Consider the following 22,124-nt stretch of genomic DNA (forward strand, 5'->3'; position numbering starts at 1 on the left):
ACCGCCGATGAGTCAATAGCCGCAGGTCAGCGCCGTGTTCGGGGTCATTGTCAGTGGTGGGCCCTACCGTATTTTCCATGACGCGATCCGTACAGGCGCTTGCCTATTCCCGTCCGTCCGCTCTGGAGAGTGTCCAGGGCGGACGGCTGCTCGGTCTGGAGACATCCGGTGGGCGCACGCCCCGGGGCGCCGAGGCCAGCCCCCGGTTCTTCTCGGGGTTCCTCGATTCGCCGCGGACCGCCGCCCGGGGGCTGCTGGCGGTGGCCGATGTGGCGGGCGCGCGGTATTACCGGCCGCAGCTCGGCGCGTCGCGCGACCCGGTGGTGACGGGGAACGGAGACCGGCTGCGCTTCGAGTCGTTCTCCGCCTGCTGCGGGGTGTACGCGCGGCTGGACGTCCTGCGGGACGGACTGGGCGGCGCGGAGACCGGACACGGCACGACGAATGTGGATGTGAACAACCCGCTGCGCGAGGCCCTTTCCCGGCTGACCGGTGACGATCCGCTCCATCTGCGGGTGGGCCCGGACGAGTTGGCCGTGACGACACTGGCCGGTGCGGTGGTGGAGAAGAAGGTCCCGCTGCCCGAGCGCTGGCTGCGCGGCTTCGCCGAGGCGCAGGTCGTCTCGGCCGGTTTCGATCTGCGGGCCGAGCTGACCGCCGCCGAGGCGGTGCGCTTCCTGCGGACGCTGCCGCGCGGCGGGGGCAGTGCCTCGCGCGGCGCGACCTGGGTCGTACCGGCGGGGCGGACCCTGCGGCCGACGACGCGGCCGGTGCCGGGGGCGGTCTGTCTGCCGGGCCCCGAGCGGCTGGCGGCGCTGGGCCGGGTGCTGCGGGACGCGACGGCGCTGCGGGTGTACGGGCCGGTGGCCGAGGGCCCGGCGGTGGCGAGCGCCTGGGAGGTGGTGCTGCCGGGGATGCGGCTGACACTCACGCTGTCGCCGGACGCGGCGCGCGGGTTCTCCGGCGAGGGCGGTGTGCTGGAGGCGCTGGCGACGGAGGAGGCCGCGGCGGACGCCGAGCTGGTCTCCGTACTGCTGGCGTGGGAGCCGCGGGTCGATCCGGGCGAGCTGGCGGAGCGGGCGGGGCTGCCGGTGGAGCGGGTGCGGGCGGCGCTGACCCGGCTGGGGACAGCCGGCCGGGTGGGGTACGACATCGCGGACGCGGCGTACTTCCACCGGGAGCTGCCGTACGGCGGGGACCTCGCCGAGCGGCACAATCCGCGGCTGGTCGCGGCGCGCGGCCTGCTCGCGGCCGGGGCGGTGACGCTCGACGGGGACCTGGCGTCGGTGGCCTCGGGCGAACGGCGGTATCAGGTAAGGGAGTCGGCCGGGGTGCTGAGCTGCACCTGCCAGTGGTGGGCGGACTACCGGGGGCGGCGCGGCCCGTGCAAGCACGCGCTGGCGGTGCGGATGGCACGCCGGGGGGTGGTGGTGCCGCCACCTGAGGCTGCTGGGGCCTCTGTTTCTGCTGTACCCGATGTTTCTGCTGTTACCGCTGTGGAGAACGCTGCCGGAGGTGCGCGATGAGTGAACTGCTGACCGCTGTACGGGCGGCGCGTGCCGCGGACATCCCCGGCATCGTCAAGCCGCTGACCGGCGCCGAGCGCAAGACGGAGCTGGCCGCGCTGAAGGCGCTCCGCGCGGAGCTGCGCGACTGGTCGTGGAAGCGGTGGCGGGAGCGGAACCGGGTGGGCCAGGCGCTGGTGGTGGCAGGGGCCGGCTGTATCACGGGGGCGGCGGCCGCGGCCGACTGGATCGGCGCCCGCGAGCTGCGGGAGAACGTCCATGTGTCCCATCCGCTCCTTCTCGACATCCTGGCGGAGCGGGATCCGGCGTGGCTCGGCGATCTGGCCCACCGGCTGGCGCGCCGCCCGGCCACCGGGGAGCTGGACTACCGGCTGATCTCCGGGCTGGTCGCGCTGGCGGGCTGCCCCGCGCCGGCCGACGACTCCTATGTGTACGGCTGGGTGGAGTCGTTGCCGACGCACGGGCGGCTGCTGCCCGCGCTCCGGGCCGATCCCGGGGTGGCGGCCATGGTGCCGCGGCTGTTCGAGGCGGCGGAGACACCGGCGTCGTTCGGCTGGCAGGTGGACACCACCGATCCGCACCACTGGCCGACGGCGCTCACCGTCCTCGCCGAGGAAGGGGTGCTGGAGCGCCGGGTGCTGGTGGACGGCGCCGTCGCGCGGCTGCTGCGCGGGGGCGCCCCGGGGGACGCGGTGTTCTTCCTGAATCTGCTGGTCCGGCTGGAGCTGACGCCGGACGAGGAGCGCGACCGGCTGCCGGACTGGACGGGCATGGCGGCGGACGGGATCTCGACGGTGGCCGGGCACGCGCAGGCGGTTGTCTCCCGGCTGGCGCTCGGCGGCGGGCTGTCCGCCCGGAGTCTCGCGGATGTGTCAGGCGCGCTGCTGTTCCGGCCGGAGAAGAAGCTGGTGCGGGCCCAGCTCATCCTGCTCGGCAAGGTCCTGCGCGCGGACCCGGGCGCGGCCGGTGAGCTGCTGCCCGTGATCGCCGAGACCTTCGGGCACGAGGACACCGCTCTCCAGGAGCGGGCGCTGAAGCTGGTCGCCCGTCATCTGCCCGCCGTGGACGAGGACATACGGTCGGACCTCGCCGCGTCCGCCGGTCTGCTGGCGACGGTGCACCGGGCGCGGGCCGTCGAGGTCTTCGGTGCGGACGCGATGGCGGCCGAGTCCGTTCCGTACGAGGAGATCCTGCCGCCCGTACCGCTCCCGGTGCGGACGGAGCCCGCTCCGGCGGACCTGGCCGAGCTGGTCGAGGAGGTGGCGGCGCTGATCAGTGCCCGCGGTGGCCCGGCGTCGTTCGAGCGGGCGCTGGACGGGCTGGTGCGTCACGCGTACCGGGACCGGACGGCGCTGGCCGACGCCCTGCGCGTGACGCTGGCGGACTGCTGGTGGCTGAACGACCTGCGGGAGTACGACCCGGAAGAGGACTTCGCCCGGGAGACCTACGGGGTGGAGGTGGTGGCCGCCTCGCTCTGCGAGCGGATCTCCCTCACGTCACTGCGGGACGCGGGGAAGCGTGCGGCGGTCCGGCACCCCTGTGCGCACACCGTGCTGGACGGGGTGCTCGACGCGCGGCTCCGGGAGGCCGCGTATCTGGTGCGTACGCGCCCGCTGCCGTTCCTGCTCGCGGCTCCGACCTGGGAGACGGGCGCGCTCGACCCGGAGGTCCTGGTGGAGCGGCTGGCCGAGTACCGCCGGCTGGGCGCCGACCCGGCCCCGGTCGACTTCGCGCAGGCCCTTCTGCGGGTACGGCGCGACGGGCCGCCGGAAGCGGCGCGCGCGGCGGCGGCGCTCGGCACCCCGGAGGGCGACCGGCTCGCGGCCTGGCTCACCGGCGAGGGCCCCGCGCTGCCCGCGCCGGCGTCCGCCGGGGAGCGGGAGCCGCGCAAGGAGGGCGGGTCCCCGGAGCCGGGCCGCTCGTGGCTGGGGTCGCTGGCCGAGCCGGTGCGCCGGCTCGCCGCGCGCCGGGCGCGGCTGGCGGCGGCCCGGGAGTTCCCCCCGGTCTTCCACCCGCTGGGCCACCCCGACCGGCTGTCCTGCTCCAACTGCTACCGCTGGGAGGGGAACCGGAATGTGAACTGGACGGCGGTCCTGCCCGAGGACCGGGACACCCTCGCCGGCTGGCTCGTGTACGACGTGGCGGAGTGCGCGCTGGCGGACCAGCGGGGCGGGGCCTGGTGGCTGCCGCTGGTCGCGGAGAGCGGCGGCCCGGCGGGCGTGTCGCTGCACCGGGCGGTGGCGTACGGGCTGGGCTCGCGGCATCCGCAGGACCGGCTGGCGGCCGTGGACGCGCTGCTGGTGCTGGCGGCCCGGGGCGATCTCGACGGGCGGTCGCTGGGCGAGGAGCTGGCCGCGCTGGTGGCGGCGGGCGACGTCAAGCCCAACCGGCTGGCGGACTCGGCCCGTACGGCAGCCGGGACCGGCGCGTACGCCACGGTCTGGTCCGTGCTGGGCGCGGCGCTCCCGGAGCTGCTGGCGAAGGCGGCGGCCGGGCCGGGTGCGGCCCGCGCCGGGCTGGGCGAGATACTGTCCGTGGCCGCCGACTGCGCGGAGCGGTGCCGGGCGACGGCGGAGATATCCGGCCTGGCGGAGCTGGCGGAGCGGGGCGGCAGCTCACGGGCGGCGACCCAGGCCGTACGGCTACTGGCCACAGTGCGCCATGGAAGCGATCATTCCGCGCCATAAAAGATCGAAGGTGGCTCAAAATGGAACATTTGCATCCTTAACCCATCAGTCACAAACCGTTCGTGATCACGCAACACCATGCGGTCAGAGTGAGGTCATGACCCATGTGACTTCCGCGAAGAGCGCCCGCCGTCCGCACCACTGGCGGCGGGACGTGGTCGAGCTGGCAGCCCTGTTCACCGCGGTGGCTGTCGCCGACGCCCTGGCGAACATGATCGCGCACGGACCCGACGGTACGTTCCTGCTGGTCGCGTCGGCCGTGGCACTCATCGCCACGGCCATGTTCCACACCTGGTGGGCCCGCCGCCACGGCCATGCGCCACCCGCCCCGGGGGCCGGGCCCACCCCCGACGCCCCCACGCCCTCCCCCCTGGAGCAGGACGGCGCCGCCCCCGGGGAGACGGTCCTGTGGCGGATGCGGACCACCGTCCGTGACGAGCCGGGCAGCCTCGCCGCGCTCTGCGCCGCGTTCGCCGCCCACCGGGTAGACATCCTCACCCTCCAGACGCATCCGCTGGCCGACGGCACGGTCGACGAGTTTTTGCTGCGCGCCCCCGCCGCCCTCCAGGCCAAGGACCTGACCCGCCAGGTCGCGGACGCCGGCGGCAGCGACACCTGGATCGAGCGCGCCGACGCCCACGACCTGGTGGACACCCCGACCCGGGTGCTGGGCCTCGCCACCCGCACCGCGCTGGACGCCGCCGAACTCCCGCTCGCACTGCGCCAGTTGCTCGGCCGCTGCACGATCCGCTCCCGGCCCGCCGGATCGTCCGGCGACCACCCCTTCGACGGGACCGCGCCCGTCGAAGGCGTACTGGAAGACACCGAGATGCGGCTGCGCGACCCGAACGGCGGCAGCATCACCGTCGAGCGCCCCTACCTCCCCTTCACCCCCACCGAGTTCGCCCGCGCCCGCGCGCTGGTCGAGCTGGACGCGCGGCTCGGCCCCCGTATCCCCCGCGGCAAGGACACCCTGACCCTCCCCGAGGGCGAGGAGATCACCGTCCGGCGCGCCGACAGCGACGACCTCGAAGCCGCCCTCGCCCTGCACGGCCGCTGCTCCGACCGCACCCTCGGCCTGCGCTACCACGGCCCGGCGGCCGACGCCGACCGCTACCTCGACCATCTGCTGAGCCCGCGCTTCGGACGCACCCTCACGGTCCAGACGGCCTCCGGACGGCTGATCGCCCTCGGCCATCTGCTCTGGGACGGCGACGAGACGGAGGTCGCGCTGATCGTTGAGGACGCCTGGCAGCGCCGGGGCATCGGCTCCGAACTGCTCGGCCGGCTGGTGGCCCTCGCGGTCGAGGCCCGCTGCGGCAGCGTGTACGCCGTCACCCAGGCGTCCAACACGGGCATGGTCGCCACCATGCGCGATCTCGGTCTGCCGCTGGACTACCAGATCGACGAGGGCACGCTCGTCATCACGGCCCGGCTGGAGACGGTGGCCGCACGGTCCCTCCCGTAAGGACCGACCGGATTCGGCCAATGCCGGGCGCCCGGCCCGGAAAACCCGTGTGACGAGGGACTTCCGGTGGGGAAGATGGCCGTATGTCAGACACCAACGGCAGCGCACTGCCCCGCCAGGTCGCCGACGCGTACGTCGACGCACTCATCGAACTCGACCCCATCACCGGCACCTACCTCGGGGTGGCGGAGTCCTCCCGCCGCCTCCCCGACTACTCCCCCGCCGGGCAGCAGGCCCTCGCCGACCTCGGCCGCGCCACCCTCGCGCGGCTCGACGAGGCCGAGACCCTGCCGGGCGCGGACAGCGAGGCCGAGCGGCGCTGCGGCCGGCTGCTGCGCGAGCGCCTGACCGCCGAACTCGCCGTCCACGACGCCGAGGAGGGGCTGCGCGTCGTCAGCAACATCCACTCGCCCGCGCACCACGTCCGCGAGGTGTTCACCGTCACACCGGCCGACACCGAGGACGACTGGGCCGCCCTCGCCGACCGACTGCGCGCGGTGCCCGCGGCACTGGCCGGATACCGCTCCTCGCTCGCCCTCGGGCTGGAGCGCAAACTGCCCGCCGGCCCCCGCCCCACCGCGACCTTCGTCGGACAGCTCACCGAATGGGCGGGCGACGGCGCCGGGGTCCGCGGCTGGTTCGAGGAGTTCGCCTCGGCGGGCCCCGAGTCGCTCCGTACCGAACTCGAGGCGGCGTCCGCCGCCGCCACCGCCGCCGTCGCGGAACTGCGCGACTGGATGCGCGACGTGTACGCCCCGGCCATCGAGGACGCGCCCGACACCGTGGGCCGCGAGCGGTACGCCCGCTGGGCGCGCTACTTCAACGGCACGGACCTCGACCTCGACGAGGCGTACGCGTACGGCTGGTCCGAGTACCACCGGCTGCGCACCGAGATGCGCGCCGAGGCCGAGAAGATCCTGCCCGGCGCGAGCCCCTGGGAGGCGCTCGCCCATCTCGATGTGCACGGCGAGCACATCGAGGGCGTGGAAGAGGTCCGGGTATGGCTCCAGAGCCTGATGGACGAGGCGATCGAGGCCCTGGACGGCACCCACTTCGAACTGGCCGAGCGGGTACGGAAGGTGGAGTCCCGCATCGCCCCGCCCGGCGGCGCCGCCGCCCCCTACTACACCGGCCCCTCCGAGGACTTCTCCCGCCCCGGCCGCACCTGGCTGCCGACCATGGGCGAGACCCGCTTCCCGGTGTACGACCTGGTCTCGACCTGGTACCACGAGGGCGTCCCCGGCCACCACCTCCAGATCGCCCAGTGGACCCACGTCGCCGACCAGCTCTCCCGCTACCAGGCGTCCGTCGGCCAGGTCAGCGCCAACGCGGAGGGCTGGGCGCTGTACGCGGAACGGCTCATGGACGAACTCGGCTTCCTGCCGGACCCGGAGCGCCGGATCGGCTACCTCGACGCGCAGATGATGCGGGCCTGCCGGGTGATCGTGGACATCGGCATGCACCTCGAACTCGACATCCCGGCGGAGTCCCCGTTCCACCCGGGCGAGCGCTGGACGCCCGCGCTGGCCCAGGAGTTCTTCGGCAACCACAGCGGCCGCCCGGCGGACTTCGTCGAAAGCGAACTCACCCGCTACCTGTCGATGCCGGGCCAGGCCATCGGCTACAAGCTGGGCGAACGCGCATGGCTCCTCGGCCGCGAGAACGCCCGCAAGGCGCATGGCGACGCGTTCGACGCGAAGGCGTGGCACATGGCGGCGCTGTCGCAGGGGTCGCTGGGGCTGGACGACTTGGTGGACGAGCTGTCGAAGCTTTAAGCCTCCCGGCGGGGTCGCCTCCCGGCTGGGGGTCGTGGTCTGGAGTGGTTGCGGGGTTCGGCCGGTTGTTTCTGTGCCGGGGGCCGGGGCACTCCGGAGGCGCATCCCCGGATGCATGATTTACGCCGCCGCGCGGGCCGGTTCTTTGACTGCGGACCGTTCAGCGGCACAAATCACGCTCTACATCCGGGGACGTCGCCTCCTGCGACCCCGGCCCCCTCCGGTAGGTGGACAGCCCGCGCTCAGACGTCCTCGGCCGGGCTCGGTGGGTCTGTGCGGGGCACAGACCCACCGGGCCTCCTCTTAGCCGAGCGCCGTGAATGTCGCGGCCATTACCGTCTCGTGCAGGCGTGGTAGCTCCGGGTCGTTCGGTTCCAGGAGTTCCTGGCTGGTCATTCCCTCCCGTACGGCGATCATCGCTCGGGTGACGCGCTCCAGTTGTGCGTCGGCCGGGTCGTGGCCGAGGTTGCGCATTGCCGCGCGGACAACGGGGATCAGCGCCTCGCGGAGGGTGCGCCGGTGGGTGACGAATGCCTCGGCGGCTTCCGGGTGGCGGATCGCGTGGGCGGTGAACTCCAGGTGGAGGAGATGGGCCTCGCGGTTGACGGTGAGTGTGGCGACCACGCGGGTCACGGCCTCGACCAGCTGTGCCGCACCGGCGGGGCCCGGGGCGGCGGTGGATCTCAGCTCGGTGACCGCCTCGTTCGCGGCGGCCTCCACGAGGGCGATCAGCTCCGTGGCGCGGGCCGCGTAGAGCGCGAGGATCAGTTCGTCGAGGGTCTTGAAGTTGGAGTAGAAGGCCCCGCGGGTGTACCCGGCCCGCGCGCACACGTCGTCGATCGAGGCCCGGCCCAGCCCCTTCCGCGCGAACACCTCCGCCGCCGCGGCGAGCAGCTGGGACCGGGTCTCGGCCCGGCGTTTGGTGACGCGCGGGGGCTTTCTCGGGGCTTCGGACTGGTTCGGGACAGCAGGCATCGTCGCACTCCAACTTGCGATTCACTTTTGAATCGGATACATAATCGTATTCGATGACCGAACCCGGCAGGGACGGTCGCCCCATCCCGTACCGGAGGACTCCATCATGAGCACGCCAGACGAACCACTGCCCCAGCCCGCGCCGCGGGGCTTCCGGGCCGAGCTGCGGGACGCCGTACAGCTCCGCACGATACTGCTCATCGTTGGCGTCCTTCTGCTCCAACTCGGCTTCATCCTGTCGTACATAGGCGCCTTCCATGCCCCGAAGCCGCAGGGCATCCCGGTCGCCGTCGTCGCGCCCGCGCAGGTGTCGGCGAGCACCGTCACCGCGCTGAACGGCATCGACGGCGGCCCGGTCACGGCCGAGGCCGTCGCCTCCCGGGCCAACGCCGAGAGCATGCTGCGTACGGGCGAGACCTCGGCGGTGCTCCTCGTCGACGCGGGCGGCACCGAGGACACCCTGCTGGTGGCGTCCGGCGGCGGCAAGGCCGAGGCCGACGCCGTCACAACGGTGATCACCCGGGCCGACGCGACGCGGCAGCGGACCGTGACCACCGAGGACATCGTCCCGCTCCAGTCCGGCGACGGCCGGGGACTCAGCGGCTTCTACCTCGTCACCGGCTGGATCGTCGGCGGCTATCTCGTCGCGGCCGCGCTCAGCATCGCCGCCCCCGGCCGGCCGCTCACCGCGCGGGGCGCGCTCCTGCGGCTCGGCGCTATCACGCCGTACGCGATCCTCTCGGGGCTCGGCGGCGCGCTCTTCGCGGACCAGGTGCTCGGGGCGCTGACCGGGCACTTCCTGGCGCTGTCGGGCATCGGCGCGCTGCTGGTCGTCTCGGCGGCGGCGGTCACCATGGCGTTCCAGGCGCTCTTCGGGGTCATCGGGATCGGGATCACCGTGCTCGTCTTCGTCGTCCTCGGCAATCCGTCGGCGGGCGGCGCGTACCAGTCGACCCTGCTGCCGCCCTTCTGGCGGGCGCTGTCCGACGCGCTGCCGAACGGCGCGGGGACCGACGCCGTGCGGCACATCGTCTACTTCGGCGCCCACGGCATCACCGGCCCGCTGCTCGTGATCAGCGCGTACGCCGCGGCCGGGGCGCTGCTGGCCGTACTCGTGCCCGCTCTCCGCGCGCTGCCGGACCACCGAGCCCCGCCGGTCCTTGACGATCTCCAGCCGGGCCGGGATCCGGCGGCGCAGATCGGCGACATGGCTGACGATGCCGACGCTGCGGTCGCGCTCCCGCAGCGAGTCCAGTACGTCGAGGACCTCGTCCAGCGCCTGTTCGTCCAGGCTGCCGAAGCCCTCGTCAATGAAAAGCGTGTCCAGCCGGACGCCCCCCGCCTCGTCCGTGACCACATCGGCCAGCCCGAGCGCGAGGGCGAGCGACGCGAAGAACGTCTCACCGCCGGAGAGCGTCGCGGTGTCCCGCTCCCGGCCGGTCCACGCGTCGACCACCTGGAGCCCCAGCCCGGACCGCCCGCGGCCACCGGCGCGCGCGGCGGAGTGGACCAGCGTGTAGCGGCCGGAGGACATGCGCCGCAGCCGTACGGAGGCCGCCGCCGCGACCTGTTCGAGCCGGGCCGCCAGCACATACGACTCCAGGCGCATCCGGCGCGCGTTGTCGCTGGAGGTGCCCGCGGTCAGCCCGGCGAGCCGGGCCACCCGGTCGTACTCCGCGCGCACCGGCCCCAGCCCGCGCACCTCCGTCCCGGCCTGCCGGGAGAGTCCGGCCAGCTCGCCCCGGCGCTCACGCGCGGCGGCGACGGCGGAGGCCGCGGCGCGCAGGGCGCGTTCGGCCGTGTCGTGGGCCCGCTGGGCGGCCTCGGTGTCGGCCGGCGGCAGCGCGGCGGCGGCGCGGGCCGCCGGCTCCCGGCGCCGCTCGGCCAGCGCGTGGGCCTCCCGCTGCCACGCGTCGATCAGGTGCTGCGCCGCACTCCGGTCGTTATCGGGGAGGAGGGCCTCGGCGGCGGCCCGGGGAGTGTCGAACCCGGCCCGGAACGCGGCGTTCGCCAGCCGGCCGTCGGCCTCCTTCCGCGCGAGCGCGGTGCTCTCGACGGCGCGTACGGACTCGGCGGCCCCGGCCAGCAGACCGATCCGCTCGGCCAGTTGCCGGGCGCGCTCCGCGACACTGGCCGCCGCTCCTCTGGCCCGGTCCAACTCCCCCCGGTTTCTGGCCTGTTCGGCTTCGAGCGCCTCGCGCGCCGAGGTACGGGCGGCCACCCGGTCCCGCACCTCGCGCTGCGCGTCCAGCCGGTTGCCGTGCTCGCGCTCGGCCTGCGCGAGGGCCTCGCGGGCCGCGTGCGTGCCGGCGGCGAGGCGGTGCGCCTCCGCATAGTCGCGCTCCAACTCCGCCGCGAGCGAGGTGAGTTCGGTGACCGTTTCCGTGCCCGCCCGGCCATGGGCCGCCGCGTGCTCCTCCCGTACGGCCGTGTGCGCGTCCCGTGCCGCGTTCCGCACCTCCTCGGCCGTCCGGTACGCGGCGAGTGCGGCGTCCTCCGCGGCCTGGTCCACCTGCCCCTCGGCGGCCCGGGCGGGCGCGGGATGCTCGGCGGAGCCGCAGACCTCGCAGGGTGCGCCGGCGGCGAGCCGGGCGGCCAGCTCGGCCGCCATCCCCCGCAGCCGCCGTTCCCGGAGGTCGAGCCAGACCTTCTGGGCCTCGTTGGTGCGGGCCTCGGCGCCGTTCTGCCGCTCCCACGCCGCCGCCAGACCCGCTTCGAGCGCGTCGCGTCGACGGGCCGCGTCGAGCCGCTGACGGGCCGGGCCGAGCTGCTCGGCGAGGCGCTCGGCCGCGTCCACGGCTTTCTGAGTCTCCGTCAGATGACTCTGAAGGGCCGCCCGTTGGGTGTCCCAGCCGTTGAGCCACTCCGCGGTCTCCGCGAGGTTCTCCTCGTCGTGCCGGGCCTCCCGGTCCAGCGCGGCCAGCTCCCGGCCGATCTCCCCGTCGCGTTCCTCCATGCGCCGCGCCGCGTCGAGAGCGCCCAGCTCCTGACTCATCGTCCGCTCCAGCGCGATTAGTTGCTCCGCGCCGGCCTCCGCGAAGTCCGCCGGGAGGAGATTCCGGGCCCGCTCACGGTCCCCCTGCGCCGCGCGGTGTGCCCGCTCCGCGTCGTCGCGCAGGGCGAGCGCCGGGGCCACCAACTCCGCCCGGTGGGCGCGCTTCAGCCGCTTCTCGGCCTCCTCGAACGCCGGGCGCCGCTCTTCGAGCGCCTCCTCGCGTCGCAGTGTCTCCGCGAACCGGCGCTGTGCTTCGGCCAGTTCGTGCGCGGTGTCCAGAGCCTGCCGCGCCGCCCACTGCCGCTCCTCCGCCGAGGCCAGTGCCAACTCCGCTATGTCGTAACGCTCCTGGGCCTCGGAACGGGCCACCGCCGCCCACTCCAGCACGGCCGCCGCCAGCCCCGCATCCCCCGGCCGGACCTCCGGAATCGCGTGAGCGCCGCCCGCCGCCTGCGCGATGCGCTGCGCGACCCCGAGCAGCCGCTCGTCCCCGGCCCGTACCCGCTGCTCGGCCGCGCGGCGCAGTTCGGCGAGGCGCTCCTCGACCGCCGCGAACCGGCGGGTGTCGAAGAGCCTGCCGAGAAGCTTGCCGCGCGCCTCCGCGTCGGCCCGCAGGAACCGCGCGAACTCGCCCTGCGGCAGCAGCACCACCTGGCAGAACTGCTCCTGGCTCATCCCCAGCAGCTGGGCGACCTCCTCACCGATCTCCTGGTGGGACCGGCTCACCCCGCGCCAGCCGCCGGCCTCCGCGTCGTACTCCCGCAGCTCGCTCCGCGCCTTCTCCGTGGTGAGCCCGGCGCCCCGCTTCTTCGGGCGCGACTGCGCGGGCCGCCGCGTGAACTCCAACCGCCTTCCGCCGACGGTCAGTTCGAGCGTCACCTCGGTCGCCGTACCGGCCTGCGCGTAGTCGCTGCGCAGCACGACCCCGAGGCTCTGCCGGGCGCCCGGCACCGCGCCGTACAGCGCGTAACACACCGCGTCGAGCACCGAGGTCTTGCCCGCGCCCGTCGGACCGTGCAGCAGGAAGATCCCGGCGGCCGACAGCGCGTCGAAGTCCACCTCCTGCGTCGCCGCGAAGGGCCCGAAGGCCGTCAGCGTCAGCCGGTGCAGCCTCACGGCGTCACCTCGCGCACCGTCGCGTCGACCCGTACCTCGTCGAGGACCCCCCGCAGCACCGCCCGCTCCGGCCCGTCCGCGCCCGCCCCGCCCCGTACATGCGCCACGAAGTCCTCCGCGATCTGCTGGTCCGTACGGCCCGCCAGCCGCCGCGCGTACGAGGCGTGCGGATCGTCCTCGCCGTGCTCCGGCTCGAAGACCAGGCTCAGTGTGTACGGGAACCGCTCCGCCAGCCGCGCCATCGGCTCGTACGGCCGGGCCGCGTCCGTGAGCGTCGCCTCCACCCATGCCTCCTCGTGCCGCGCCAGCCCCGGATCCGCCAGCAGATCGTCCAGCCGCCCCCGGATCCGCGCCAGCGCGCGCGGCACCGGACAGTCGATGCGCTCCGCGCCGACCGCGCCGTCCGGCCCCAGCTCCACCAGCCACACCGTCTTGCGGTGCGTCGCCTCCGAGAACGAGTACGCGAGCGGTGACCCCGAGTAGCGGACGCGCTCGGTGAGCGTCTGCGCGCCGTGCAGATGCCCCAGCGCGACGTAGTCGACTCCGTCGAACACCCCCGCCGGTACGAACGCGACGCCGCCGACCGTGATGTCCCGCTCGCTCTCGCTCGGCACACCCCCGACGACGAACGCGTGCGCGAGCACCACCGACCGGGTGCCGGCCGCGCGCCCGGCGAGGTCCGCCCGTACCCGGTCCATCGCGGCGCCGAGCACGGCCTCGTGCCCCACCGGCTGCCCCGCGCGGTCCGGCCTCGCGGCCAGCTCCTCGAACTCCTCGCGTACCAGCGCCGGTTCCAGATACGGCAGCCCGTAGAACGCCACGTCCCCGTGCCGGTCCGCCAGCACCACGGGCTCACCGCACCCCGCCGGATCCGTCCGCAGATGGATCCCCGCGCGGCCCATGAGCCCGGCGCCGACGCCTAGCCGGCGGGCGCTGTCGTGGTTCCCGGAGATCATCACGGCCGGCACCCCCGCGTCGGCGAGCCGGTGCAGCGTCCGGTCGAACAGCTCCACCGCACCGAGCGACGGCACGGCGCGGTCGTACACGTCCCCGGCGACGACCACGACGTCTACGTCGTGGGTACGGACGGTGGCGACGAGGTGGTCGAGGAAGGCGGCCTGCGCGTCGAGCAGGCCGACGCGGTGGAACGACCGCCCGAGGTGCCAGTCCGACGTGTGCAGAATCCTCACGAGTTCCCCCCGTATCCGAAGCCCCTTACGTTATCTCCTCCCGCCGAGGTCGCCTCCCGGCGGTTGCGCCTCCCGGCTGGGGGTCGTGGTCTGGGGCGGGTGGGGGTACGGCCGGTGCGTTTCGTGACGGGGGCCGGGGCACTCCGGAGGCGCATCCCCGGATGCATGATTTACGCCGCCGCGCGGCGGCGTTCTTCGACTGCGGGCCGTACAGCGGCACAAATCACGCTCTACATCCGGGGACGTCACCTCCTGCGACCCCGGCCCCCTCCGCCCGGTGGACGGCCGGGCCACGAACTCCCCGGGCCGAGCCCGGTGGGGTCCGGGGCTCGCCCCGGATTCGGGAAGGGGCGGGTCGGGGAAGAGCCGCGCGGTCAGACGAACACCTCGTCGCCCGGCTCCAGCGTCGCCGTGCCTGCCGTGGTGTCCGCCAGCCATGTGCTGAACGTCGTCATCTCCGCGTCCGGCAGGCCCACCGTGATCGTCACGTGCTCGCCGTAGCGGACCTCCCGGACCTCGCGGCCCGTCGCGCGGAGGTCGTTCTCCAGGCGGCCCGCGCGGGCGTGGTCGACGGTGATCGTGGCGAGGCGGAAGCGGCGGCGGGTGAGGGTGCCGAGGGTGTCGAGGGCCTCGCCGACCGCTCCGCCGTACGCCCGGATCAGACCGCCCGCGCCGAGTTTGGTCCCGCCGTAGTAGCGGGTGACGACGGCGGCCGTGTAGCGGACCTCGCGGCGCAGCAGCATCTGGAGCATCGGGACGCCCGCCGTGCCGCCGGGCTCGCCGTCGTCGCTGGCCTTCTGTACGGAGGCGTCGGCGCCGAGGACGTAGGCGTAGCAGTGGTGGGTGGCGGCCGGGTGCTCCGCGCGGACGCGGGCGATCAGTGCCTGGGCCTCGGCCTCCGTGGCGACGGGGGCCAGCGCGCACAGGAAGCGGGACCGGTTGACCTCGGTCTCGTGGGTGCCGGCGCGGGCGACGGTGCGGTACTGCTCCTGCATCCGGCCACCCTATGCGGGCCCCGGCCGGGGAATGGCGCGGGTCCCGGAGCCGTTGCCCGGGCATGGACACAGAGACGTACGCGGACGACGAGACGGTCCGTTCGATCCTGACCGGGACCGGGGACACCTGGGCCGTGGTGGGGCTGTCCACCAATCCGTCGCGGGCGGCGTACGGGGTCGCGGCCGTGCTCCAGCGGTTCGGGAAGCGGGTGGTGCCGGTGCATCCGAAGGCGGAGACGGTGCACGGCGAGCGCGGCTACGCCTCGCTCGCGGAGATCCCGTTCCCGGTGGACGTGGTGGATGTGTTCGTGAACAGCGCGCTGGCCGGGGCGGTCGCGGACGAGGCGGTGGCGATCGGCGCGCGGGCCGTCTGGTTCCAGCTGGGGGTGGTCGACGCGCGCGCGTACGAGCGGACGCGCGCCGCCGGGCTGGCGATGGTGATGGACCGCTGCCCCGCCATCGAGATCCCGCGGCTGGGGAGTTGAGCGGCGGCGCCGCTCACCCGGCAGCGCCGTTCAGACGCCCAGGCCCTCCAGCACCACCGCGCCCGGCAGCCCGCCGAGCGCCTTGCCGGGAACGATGAGCTTGCCCCGGCGGCGGCCGCTGCCGATCAGGACCCATTCGGTGTCGAGTACGGCGGAGTCGATGAGCAGCGGCCAGTCGGCGGGCAGCCCGATCGGGGTGATGCCGCCGTACTCCATGCCGGTCTCGCCGACGGCGGTGTCCATCGGCGCGAACGACGCCTTGCGGGCGCCGAGCCACTTGCGGGCGGTTCCGTTGACGTCGACCCGGGCGGCCGAGAGTACGACGCACGCCGCGAGGGTGGTCTCGCCGCCGCGCTTGCCCGCGACGACGACGCAGTTGGCGGACTGGTCGAAGAGATCGGGGCCGTAGTGCGCGGCGAAGACGGCGGTGTCGGCCAGCTCCGGGTCGGTGTCGACGAAGACCAGCTGCTCGGCGGGGACATCGCCGCGCCAGCCGCGTACGGCGTCGGCGACGGGAGCCGTCAGCAGGTCGAGGCACTCAGGTGCGGGTCGGGCATGGTCGAAGTCTCCGAGGGGCGCGCGCATCCCGTCACCGTAACAGCCTGGCGCACCGGTCCTGCCTGGGGTTTCAGCGGGCGGGCGGGATGGCTACGGACATGATCATCTCGGTGGTTTCCGTGCCGTCGTTGCGGTAGCTGTGCGGGACGTTCGCCTCGAAGGTGGCGGAGGCTCCGGCGGGTACGGAGTGGGCGGCGCCGTCGACGACGAGCGTCAGCTCGCCCGCGGTGACCCGGAGCAGTTCGGTCGTGCCGGGCGGGTGCGGGTCGGAGGTGAAGCCGTCGCCCGGCGCCAGTGTCCAGGACCACAGCTCGACCGGGCCCCGGGCGTCGGTGCCGATGAGCATCATGGCGCGGCTGCCGGCCTCGGTGGACCACAGCCGTACGGCCTCGGACTCGGGCACGATCCTGACCTGGGGGCCCTGCTCGAAGTCGAGGAGGGTGGCGAGGGAGACACCGAGCGCGTCGGCGAGCTTGACCGTGGTGCCGACGCTGGGGTTGGTGCGGGCCTGCTCGATCTGGATGATCATGCCGCGGCTGACCCCCGCGCGGGTGGCGAGGGCATCGAGGGTGAAGCCCCGTTCACCGCGCCAGCGCTTCAGGTTGCGGGCGAGTGACTGGGTGAGCTGGTCGAGATCCGACACATTCCGTCCATGTTCGCGAGGTTCAACATATTCAATTGGGCGGGCCGGGGAGCTACGGCGTGCCGCACCCGGCCGTTCAGCGCACTGTACTGCGCAGGCCGTCGCCGTGTGGCGGTCGCGAGATGTCCTGGCGTCAGGCGTCCGGGCTCAACTCCCGCAGGGCCAGGAGCTGTTCGTGGGTGATCCCCTCCGGGATGGGTACCGGCGCCGGGGTGCGCAGCGGTGGCTGCCAGCCCCGCTCGCCGTCCCAGCTGCGGACGATCCGGGCGGGCGCGCCGGCCACCACCGCGTGGTCGGGGACGGCGCCCCGGACGACGGATCCGGCGGCGACCACCACGTTCCGGCCGAGCCGGGCGCCGGGGAGGATCACCGCGCCGGTGCCGAGCCAGCAGCCGGGGCCTATCTCCACCGGTTCCGTGCGCGGCCACTGCTTGCCGACGGGGGTCTTCGGATCGTCGTAACTGTGATTGGTCGACGTGATGTAGACGTACGGGCCGCAGTACGTATCGGGGCCTATGGTCACCGTCGTATCGGCGATGACATGGCTGCCGCGGCCGAGCACCACGCCGTCGCCCAGGGTGAGGACCTTCTCGGGGCCGAGGTCGAGTCCGGGCATCATGCCGGCGGTGAGGGTGACCTGTTCGCCGATGACGCAGTGGTCGCCCAGCTCGATCCACGGTTCACCGAAGACCGTGCCCTGGGGGAAGGCGAGCCGGGTGCCGGTGCCGATCCGCCGGAAGCGCAGCCGGCCCGGCCGCTCGGCGCTGACCGCGCCGGTCTCCTGGACCCAGCGCCAGCCGCGCTGGACGGCCCGTGAGGCGAGCGAGCGCCGCCAGGTGGTCAGCGAGTCGAACGCGTTGCTTCTCGGCTTCTTCGGCACGCGGACACCGTAGTCGGCGGGGCCCCCGGCAACCGCGCCCACCTGCTGTGACGTTCACCCTACGAGTCCGGAATCAGCTGGTATGACCGGCGGTCGAAGGCGGCCGCGCTTACCACGTCACCGGGCGCCGGTGGGTTACTTCGGGGCGAAATCCCCCGTTGTGTGGGCTCCGGCCGTCAAGAGGCTTCCGGCACGTTCTCGCGTGGCAGCATGAGCGCCTCATGAGGTGCGGCGGACCCGCCAGGTCGGTCGCGCGCCCGCAGTCGAGACTCCCCCACCGCACTCAAGTACGAGGGACCGCGGAATGTCAGTGCCTGTCGCCCCCCGCCCGCGCCGCATACGCGAAGCACGGCCGTTGTCACTCGCCCTCCCCCTGGCCCTGCTGGTCGTGGCGGGCGCCGCCGGGGCCGCGGCGGCGGTGACCGCGCCCGTGGCGGCGCGCACCTGGGTCGCGGCCACCGCCGCCGTCGCCTGGGGCGCCCTGGTGGTCGCCGTCGTCACCGCCACGCTGCTGCTGCGGCGCGGCCGGCGCGGCGCGGTCGTGACGGAGAGCCGGAGCAGGACCGCGCAGACGCTGCTGACCCAGGTCGGCGCGGACTCCGCGCAGCTGCTCAACGTCACACTGCCCGCGGTGGTCAAGCGGCTGCGGGACGGCGCGAGCCATCAGGAGGCGCTGGCCGCGGCCCCCTCGCCGTACGACGACGGGCTCCGCCGGGTCCTGGAGGTCTTCGCCACCGAGGTGGCCCTCTCCGAGACCCGCGCGACCCGGGCGGAGGAGGAGCGGGAAGCCGCCGTGGAGCGGCTGAGGAAGGCGGCCGACGACCTGGATCTGCTGACCACCAGGACGCTCCCCGGCGCGCTCGACGGGCTGCGCTCCGGCGGCTCCGCCGATACGGTGCTCGCGACCGTCGACCCGCCCGCGGATCCGCGGCTGCGGGTGCTGGTGGACACGGTGGTCAGGGACTTCGCGCTCAGCGAGCGGCGGGCGGTCGCCGCGCAGATGGCCAGCGCCAAGGCGCTCAGCCGGGTGCAGGCGAAGGCCGTCAGCATGCTGGCCGATCTGCGGGAGATGCAGGACCGGCACGGCGAGGAGGTCTTCGGCGACCTCCTGCGGCTCGACCACAACACCTCCCAGCTCGGGCTGCTCACCGACCGGCTGGCGCTGCTGATGGGCGGCCGGCCCAGCCGGTCCTGGAACAAGCCGATCCGGATGGAGTCCATCCTGCGCGGCGCCGTGGGCCGGATCGCCGCGTACCAGCGGGTCCGGCTGCACTGCTCCAGCACCGCGGCCATCGCCGGGTTCGCCGCCGAACCCGTGATGCACCTGCTGGCCGAACTCATGGACAACGCGGCGAACTTCTCGCCGCCGATCGACGAGGTCCATGTGTATGTGGAGGAGCGCACCGCGGGCATCGTGGTGACCATCGAGGACAGCGGCCTCAAGATGGCCACCGCCGCCATGCGCCGGGCCGAGGAGTCCGTGTCGGGCCGCGTCACCGACCTGGCGTATCTCCGCAGCACCCGGCTCGGTCTCGCCGTGGTCGGCCGGCTGGCCGCCAAGTACCACATCAGCGTCAACTACCGGCCCTCGTCCCGCGGCGGTACGGGCGTGGTCGTGCTCGTCCCGCCCCCGCTCCTCGCCCAGCAGCGCGGGATGCCTCCGGAGCAGTCCCTGCGGCGGCCGGATCCGGAGACGACGATGCCCTCACCGCCCGTGCCCCGGGTCGCTCCCGCCGCGTACCGGGCCCCGGCGTCCGAGGCCCCCGCGGTCCCGCCGGTCCCGGTGGCCGACCGGTGGCCGGCCGCCCCGGTCGCGCGGGGCGGCGGTCCCCGGGTGGCCACGCCCAACGGCCTGCCGGTGCGCCCGCCCGGCCGGACCATGGCGGCGGCCGACCGGGACCGGCCGCTGCCCGGCACCCGGTCGGAGGACGACGGTACGGGGGCCGGCCGCGACGCGGGCTCGCAGTTCGGCGCCTTCCACCGGAGCCGGGCGCGCCGGTCCGCCGACGGGCCGTCCGGGACGGAGTCATGACCGCCGTACGGGAGGGAGCCACGACCGGCGGCGGTGCCCCCGCCGCGGCGGGACGCCCCCACTCACCGAGAACGCCAGATTGGAGAAAAGGGCAGGTGACCTGCTTACCCGGGGCCACCCGCCCCACCCACCATGCAGACCACTGACAACAGCCTGACCTGGCTCCTGGAGAGCCTGCTGGAACGCACCCCCGGCACCCGGCACGCGCTGGTCCTCTCCCGCGACGGGCTCAAGCTCTGCTGGAGCCGCCATCTCACCCTCGACCAGGCCGACCAGCTGGCGGCCATCTGCTCGGGCATCCAGGCGCTCGCGCAGGGCGCCTCGGTCGAATTCGGCAACGGCAGCGGCGGGGTACGGCACTCGATGACCGAATTCCACGGCGGGCTGCTCTTCATCGTCGAGGCGGGCATCGGCGCGCATCTCGCCGTCGTCGCCGAGGACGGCGCCGACCCCGGGGTGGTGGGGCATCAGATGACGGAGCTGATCGAGCAGATCGGTGAACATCTGCGGGCCGCGCCGCGCAACGCGGTCCCGGAGAGTTCCCCGTCATGACCCGGCGGCCCGTCGACACCGGGGATCCCGATCGGCTGTACACCGTCACCGCCGGCCGCAGCCGGGTCGACGACACCTCGTTCGACCTGGTGACCCTGATCGTCGGCGAGTGCGAACCGACGCCGGGGATGCAGTCGGAGCATGTCCGGATCCTGGAACTGTGCCGTCATCCCACCGCGGTGGTCGAGATCTCCGCGGAGCTGAACCTGCCGGTGACGGTCGTCCGGATCCTCCTCGGCGATCTGCTCGCGACCGGCCGGATCACCGCCCGGCATCCGCGCGCCGCGCGCTCCGTCGCCGACATGCCCGATTCCGCCCTCTTGAAGGAGGTGCTCCATGGACTCCGCAACCTCTGAACTCCCCGCCCGCCGAACCCCGTTGCCCGCCGCCGCGGAGACCGGTCTGAAGATCGTCATCGTGGGCGGGTTCGGGGTCGGCAAGACCACCCTCGTCCGTTCGGTCAGCGAGATCAGGCCCCTCAACACCGAGGAGGTGATGACCCAGGCCGGCATCGGCGTGGACGAGACGGCCGGGCTGACCACCAAGACCACCACCACGGTGGCCTTCGACTTCGGCCGGATCAGCCTCAACGACCGGATGGTCCTCTATCTCTTCGGGGCGCCCGGGCAGGAGCGGTTCTGGTTCCTGTGGAACCGGCTCTTCTCGGGGACGCTGGGCGCGGTCGTGCTGGTCGACACCCGGCGGATGAGCGAGTCGTGGTACGCGGTCGACCGGCTCGAACACCACCGGACGCCCTTCGTGGTCGCGGTCAACCGGTTCGACGACGATGTCTCGGCCTTCTCGCTGGCGGAGATCCGGCAGGCGCTCTCGCTGCCCGCGCACGTACCGCTGATCGACTGCGACGCGCGGGTGCGCGCGTCGGGCAAGAACGTACTGATCACCCTCGTGGACCACCTCTACGAACTGGCCGTGGCCAGGGAGCTGACACCATGACCGACCCAGCAGACCCTGCGGAACCCACCACATCCGCCCCCGGCGCCGCCGGGCCGGCGGCCGCTCCCCCGGAGTGTCCGGCGCATACGCGGGCACCGCTGCTGAGCGGTCTCGACCATCAGCAGACCCCCACCCAGCTGTACCGGACGCTGCGGGCGGAGCACGGCGCGATCGCCCCCGTCGTGCTGGACGGGGGCATCCCGGCCTGGCTGGTGCTCGGCTACACCGAGGTCACGTATGTCACCAGCCACGACGAGCTGTTCGCCCGGGACTCCCGGCGGTGGAACCAGTGGGAGACCATCCCCGAGGACTGGCCGATGAAGCCGTTCCTGGCACATCAGCCCTCGGTGCTGTTCGCGGAGGGCGCGGAGCACCAGCGGCGGGCCGGGGTGATCACCGAGGCGCTGGAGACGGTCGACCAGTTCGAGCTGGCGCAGCTCTGCCGGGAGCTGGCCGAGGGGCTCATCGACACCTTCGCGGGCAGCGGCCGGGCCGAGCTGATGGACACGTACGCGCACGCGCTGCCGATGCGGGCGGTGGTCCAGCTCTGCGGGATGTCGCCCGACAGCCAGGACACCGAGGATCTCGTACGGGATCTGCGGATCTCGCTGGACGCGGCGGAGACCGACGACCCGGTCGCCGCGTATCTGCGGGCGCAGGAGCGGATCGAGCGGCTGGTGAAGGACAAGCGGAACGCGCCGGGCCCGGATCTCGCGTCGCGGATACTGGCGCATCCGGCCGGGCTGACGGACGAGGAGACCGTCCAGGACCTGATCACCCTGATCGCCGCCGCGCAGCAGCCGACCACGAACTGGATCTGCAACACCCTGCGGCTGCTGCTGACCGACGACCGGTTCGCGCTCAATGTGTCCGGCGGCCGGCTCAGTGTGGGCCAGGCGCTCAACGAGGTGCTGTGGCTGGACACCCCGATGCAGAACTACATCGGCCGGTGGGCGGTGCGCGACACCCGGCTCGGCGGTCAGCACATCAGGGCGGGCGACTGTCTGGTGCTGGGGCTGGCGGCGGCCAACACCGATCCGCAGATCTGGCCGGAGGGGCATATCGGCGCGGAGAACTCGGCGCATCTGTCGTTCGGCAACGGGGAGCACCGCTGTCCGTACCCCGGCCCGCTGCTGGCGGACGTGATCGCCCGTACGGCGGTGGAGACGCTGCTGGAGCGGCTGCCGGACGTGGTGCTGGCGGTGGAGCCGTACGAGCTGACGTGGCGCCCGTCCATTCTGATGCGGGGGCTGACCTCGCTGCCGGTGATGTTCACGCCCGTCGTGCAGTGAT

At 73.7% G+C, this 22,124-nt stretch carries 16 protein-coding genes and 1 pseudogene; 10 read left to right on the forward strand and 7 right to left on the reverse strand.

The window, feature by feature from the left end; translation table 11 throughout:
• Window positions 1–77: 77 nt before the first annotated feature.
• The 4 genes from DVK44_RS02225 to DVK44_RS02240 all read left to right on the forward strand — a co-directional run bounded on the left by DVK44_RS02225 (window position 78) and on the right by DVK44_RS02240 (window position 7,456).
• A complete protein-coding gene (locus DVK44_RS02225; protein ID WP_114658067.1) occupies window positions 78–1,526 on the forward strand; it encodes an SWIM zinc finger family protein in 1,449 nt (482 codons plus the stop codon).
• Window positions 1,523–4,213 carry a DUF7824 domain-containing protein gene (locus tag DVK44_RS02230; protein ID WP_114658068.1) on the forward strand — a complete coding sequence of 897 codons (2,691 nt, stop codon included), beginning with the start codon at window positions 1,523–1,525 and terminating at the stop codon, window positions 4,211–4,213. The genes DVK44_RS02225 and DVK44_RS02230 overlap by 4 nt, the downstream gene beginning before the upstream one ends.
• Before the next feature lie 97 nt (window positions 4,214–4,310).
• Window positions 4,311–5,681: a GNAT family N-acetyltransferase gene (locus tag DVK44_RS02235; RefSeq protein ID WP_114658069.1), complete on the forward strand. Its 1,371-nt coding sequence runs from the start codon at window positions 4,311–4,313 to the stop codon at window positions 5,679–5,681.
• A gap of 83 nt (window positions 5,682–5,764) precedes the next feature.
• Entirely contained in the window at window positions 5,765–7,456 is a 1,692-nt protein-coding gene (locus tag DVK44_RS02240) for a DUF885 domain-containing protein (RefSeq protein ID WP_114658070.1), read from the forward strand.
• Window positions 7,457–7,759: 303 nt separating this feature from the next.
• Here the strand turns inward: DVK44_RS02240 and DVK44_RS02245 are convergent, their stop codons facing one another.
• The 4 genes and pseudogenes from DVK44_RS02245 to DVK44_RS02265 all read right to left on the reverse strand — a co-directional run bounded on the left by DVK44_RS02245 (window position 7,760) and on the right by DVK44_RS02265 (window position 14,727).
• The gene (locus DVK44_RS02245; protein ID WP_114658071.1) at window positions 7,760–8,431 is read right to left on the reverse strand and encodes a TetR/AcrR family transcriptional regulator; all 672 of its coding nucleotides are present in this window, start codon (window positions 8,429–8,431) and stop codon (window positions 7,760–7,762) included.
• 1,126 nt (window positions 8,432–9,557) lie between these two features.
• Window positions 9,558–12,542, reverse strand: a pseudogene (locus tag DVK44_RS02255) (AAA family ATPase); the annotation flags it as partial.
• The gene (locus tag DVK44_RS02260; RefSeq protein ID WP_114658072.1) at window positions 12,539–13,732 is read right to left on the reverse strand and encodes an exonuclease SbcCD subunit D; all 1,194 of its coding nucleotides are present in this window, start codon (window positions 13,730–13,732) and stop codon (window positions 12,539–12,541) included. The pseudogene DVK44_RS02255 and the gene DVK44_RS02260, both read right to left, overlap by 4 nt.
• 374 nt (window positions 13,733–14,106) lie before the next feature.
• Entirely contained in the window at window positions 14,107–14,727 is a 621-nt protein-coding gene (locus DVK44_RS02265) for a YigZ family protein (RefSeq protein WP_114658073.1), read from the reverse strand.
• 62 nt (window positions 14,728–14,789) lie between these two features.
• Between DVK44_RS02265 and DVK44_RS02270 the strand changes: the two genes are divergently transcribed.
• Window positions 14,790–15,212 carry a CoA-binding protein gene (locus tag DVK44_RS02270; RefSeq protein ID WP_114658074.1) on the forward strand — a complete coding sequence of 141 codons (423 nt, stop codon included), beginning with the start codon at window positions 14,790–14,792 and terminating at the stop codon, window positions 15,210–15,212.
• A 30-nt stretch (window positions 15,213–15,242) separates the two neighbouring features.
• Here DVK44_RS02270 and DVK44_RS02275 read toward each other — a convergent pair whose 3' ends face one another.
• The 3 genes from DVK44_RS02275 to DVK44_RS02285 form a co-directional block, all read right to left on the reverse strand.
• Window positions 15,243–15,797: a YbaK/EbsC family protein gene (locus DVK44_RS02275; protein ID WP_114658075.1), complete on the reverse strand. Its 555-nt coding sequence runs from the start codon at window positions 15,795–15,797 to the stop codon at window positions 15,243–15,245.
• 43 nt (window positions 15,798–15,840) lie between these two features.
• Window positions 15,841–16,413 carry a helix-turn-helix domain-containing protein gene (locus tag DVK44_RS02280; RefSeq protein ID WP_114658076.1) on the reverse strand — a complete coding sequence of 191 codons (573 nt, stop codon included), beginning with the start codon at window positions 16,411–16,413 and terminating at the stop codon, window positions 15,841–15,843.
• A 133-nt stretch (window positions 16,414–16,546) separates the two neighbouring features.
• Window positions 16,547–17,293 (reverse strand): acyltransferase, encoded by a 747-nt coding sequence (locus tag DVK44_RS02285; RefSeq protein WP_114664849.1) that lies wholly within the window; start codon window positions 17,291–17,293, stop codon window positions 16,547–16,549.
• Window positions 17,294–17,648: 355 nt separating this feature from the next.
• Between DVK44_RS02285 and DVK44_RS02290 the strand changes: the two genes are divergently transcribed.
• The 5 genes from DVK44_RS02290 to DVK44_RS02310 all read left to right on the forward strand — a co-directional run bounded on the left by DVK44_RS02290 (window position 17,649) and on the right by DVK44_RS02310 (window position 22,123).
• Window positions 17,649–19,325, forward strand: a complete 1,677-nt coding sequence (locus DVK44_RS02290) for an ATP-binding protein (RefSeq protein ID WP_408055280.1) — start codon at window positions 17,649–17,651, stop codon at window positions 19,323–19,325.
• A 132-nt stretch (window positions 19,326–19,457) separates the two neighbouring features.
• Window positions 19,458–19,877: a roadblock/LC7 domain-containing protein gene (locus tag DVK44_RS02295; RefSeq protein ID WP_114658078.1), complete on the forward strand. Its 420-nt coding sequence runs from the start codon at window positions 19,458–19,460 to the stop codon at window positions 19,875–19,877.
• A complete protein-coding gene (locus tag DVK44_RS02300; RefSeq protein ID WP_114658079.1) occupies window positions 19,874–20,233 on the forward strand; it encodes a DUF742 domain-containing protein in 360 nt (119 codons plus the stop codon). Before DVK44_RS02295 ends, DVK44_RS02300 begins: the two co-directional genes overlap by 4 nt.
• Window positions 20,214–20,831, forward strand: a complete 618-nt coding sequence (locus tag DVK44_RS02305; protein WP_114658080.1) for a GTP-binding protein — start codon at window positions 20,214–20,216, stop codon at window positions 20,829–20,831. The genes DVK44_RS02300 and DVK44_RS02305 overlap by 20 nt, the downstream gene beginning before the upstream one ends.
• Entirely contained in the window at window positions 20,828–22,123 is a 1,296-nt protein-coding gene (locus DVK44_RS02310; protein ID WP_114658081.1) for a cytochrome P450, read from the forward strand. Before DVK44_RS02305 ends, DVK44_RS02310 begins: the two co-directional genes overlap by 4 nt.
• The last annotated feature ends 1 nt before the right edge of the window (window position 22,124 follow it).

Source organism: Streptomyces paludis (genome assembly GCF_003344965.1).
GTDB classification, from domain to species: domain Bacteria; phylum Actinomycetota; class Actinomycetes; order Streptomycetales; family Streptomycetaceae; genus Streptomyces; species Streptomyces paludis.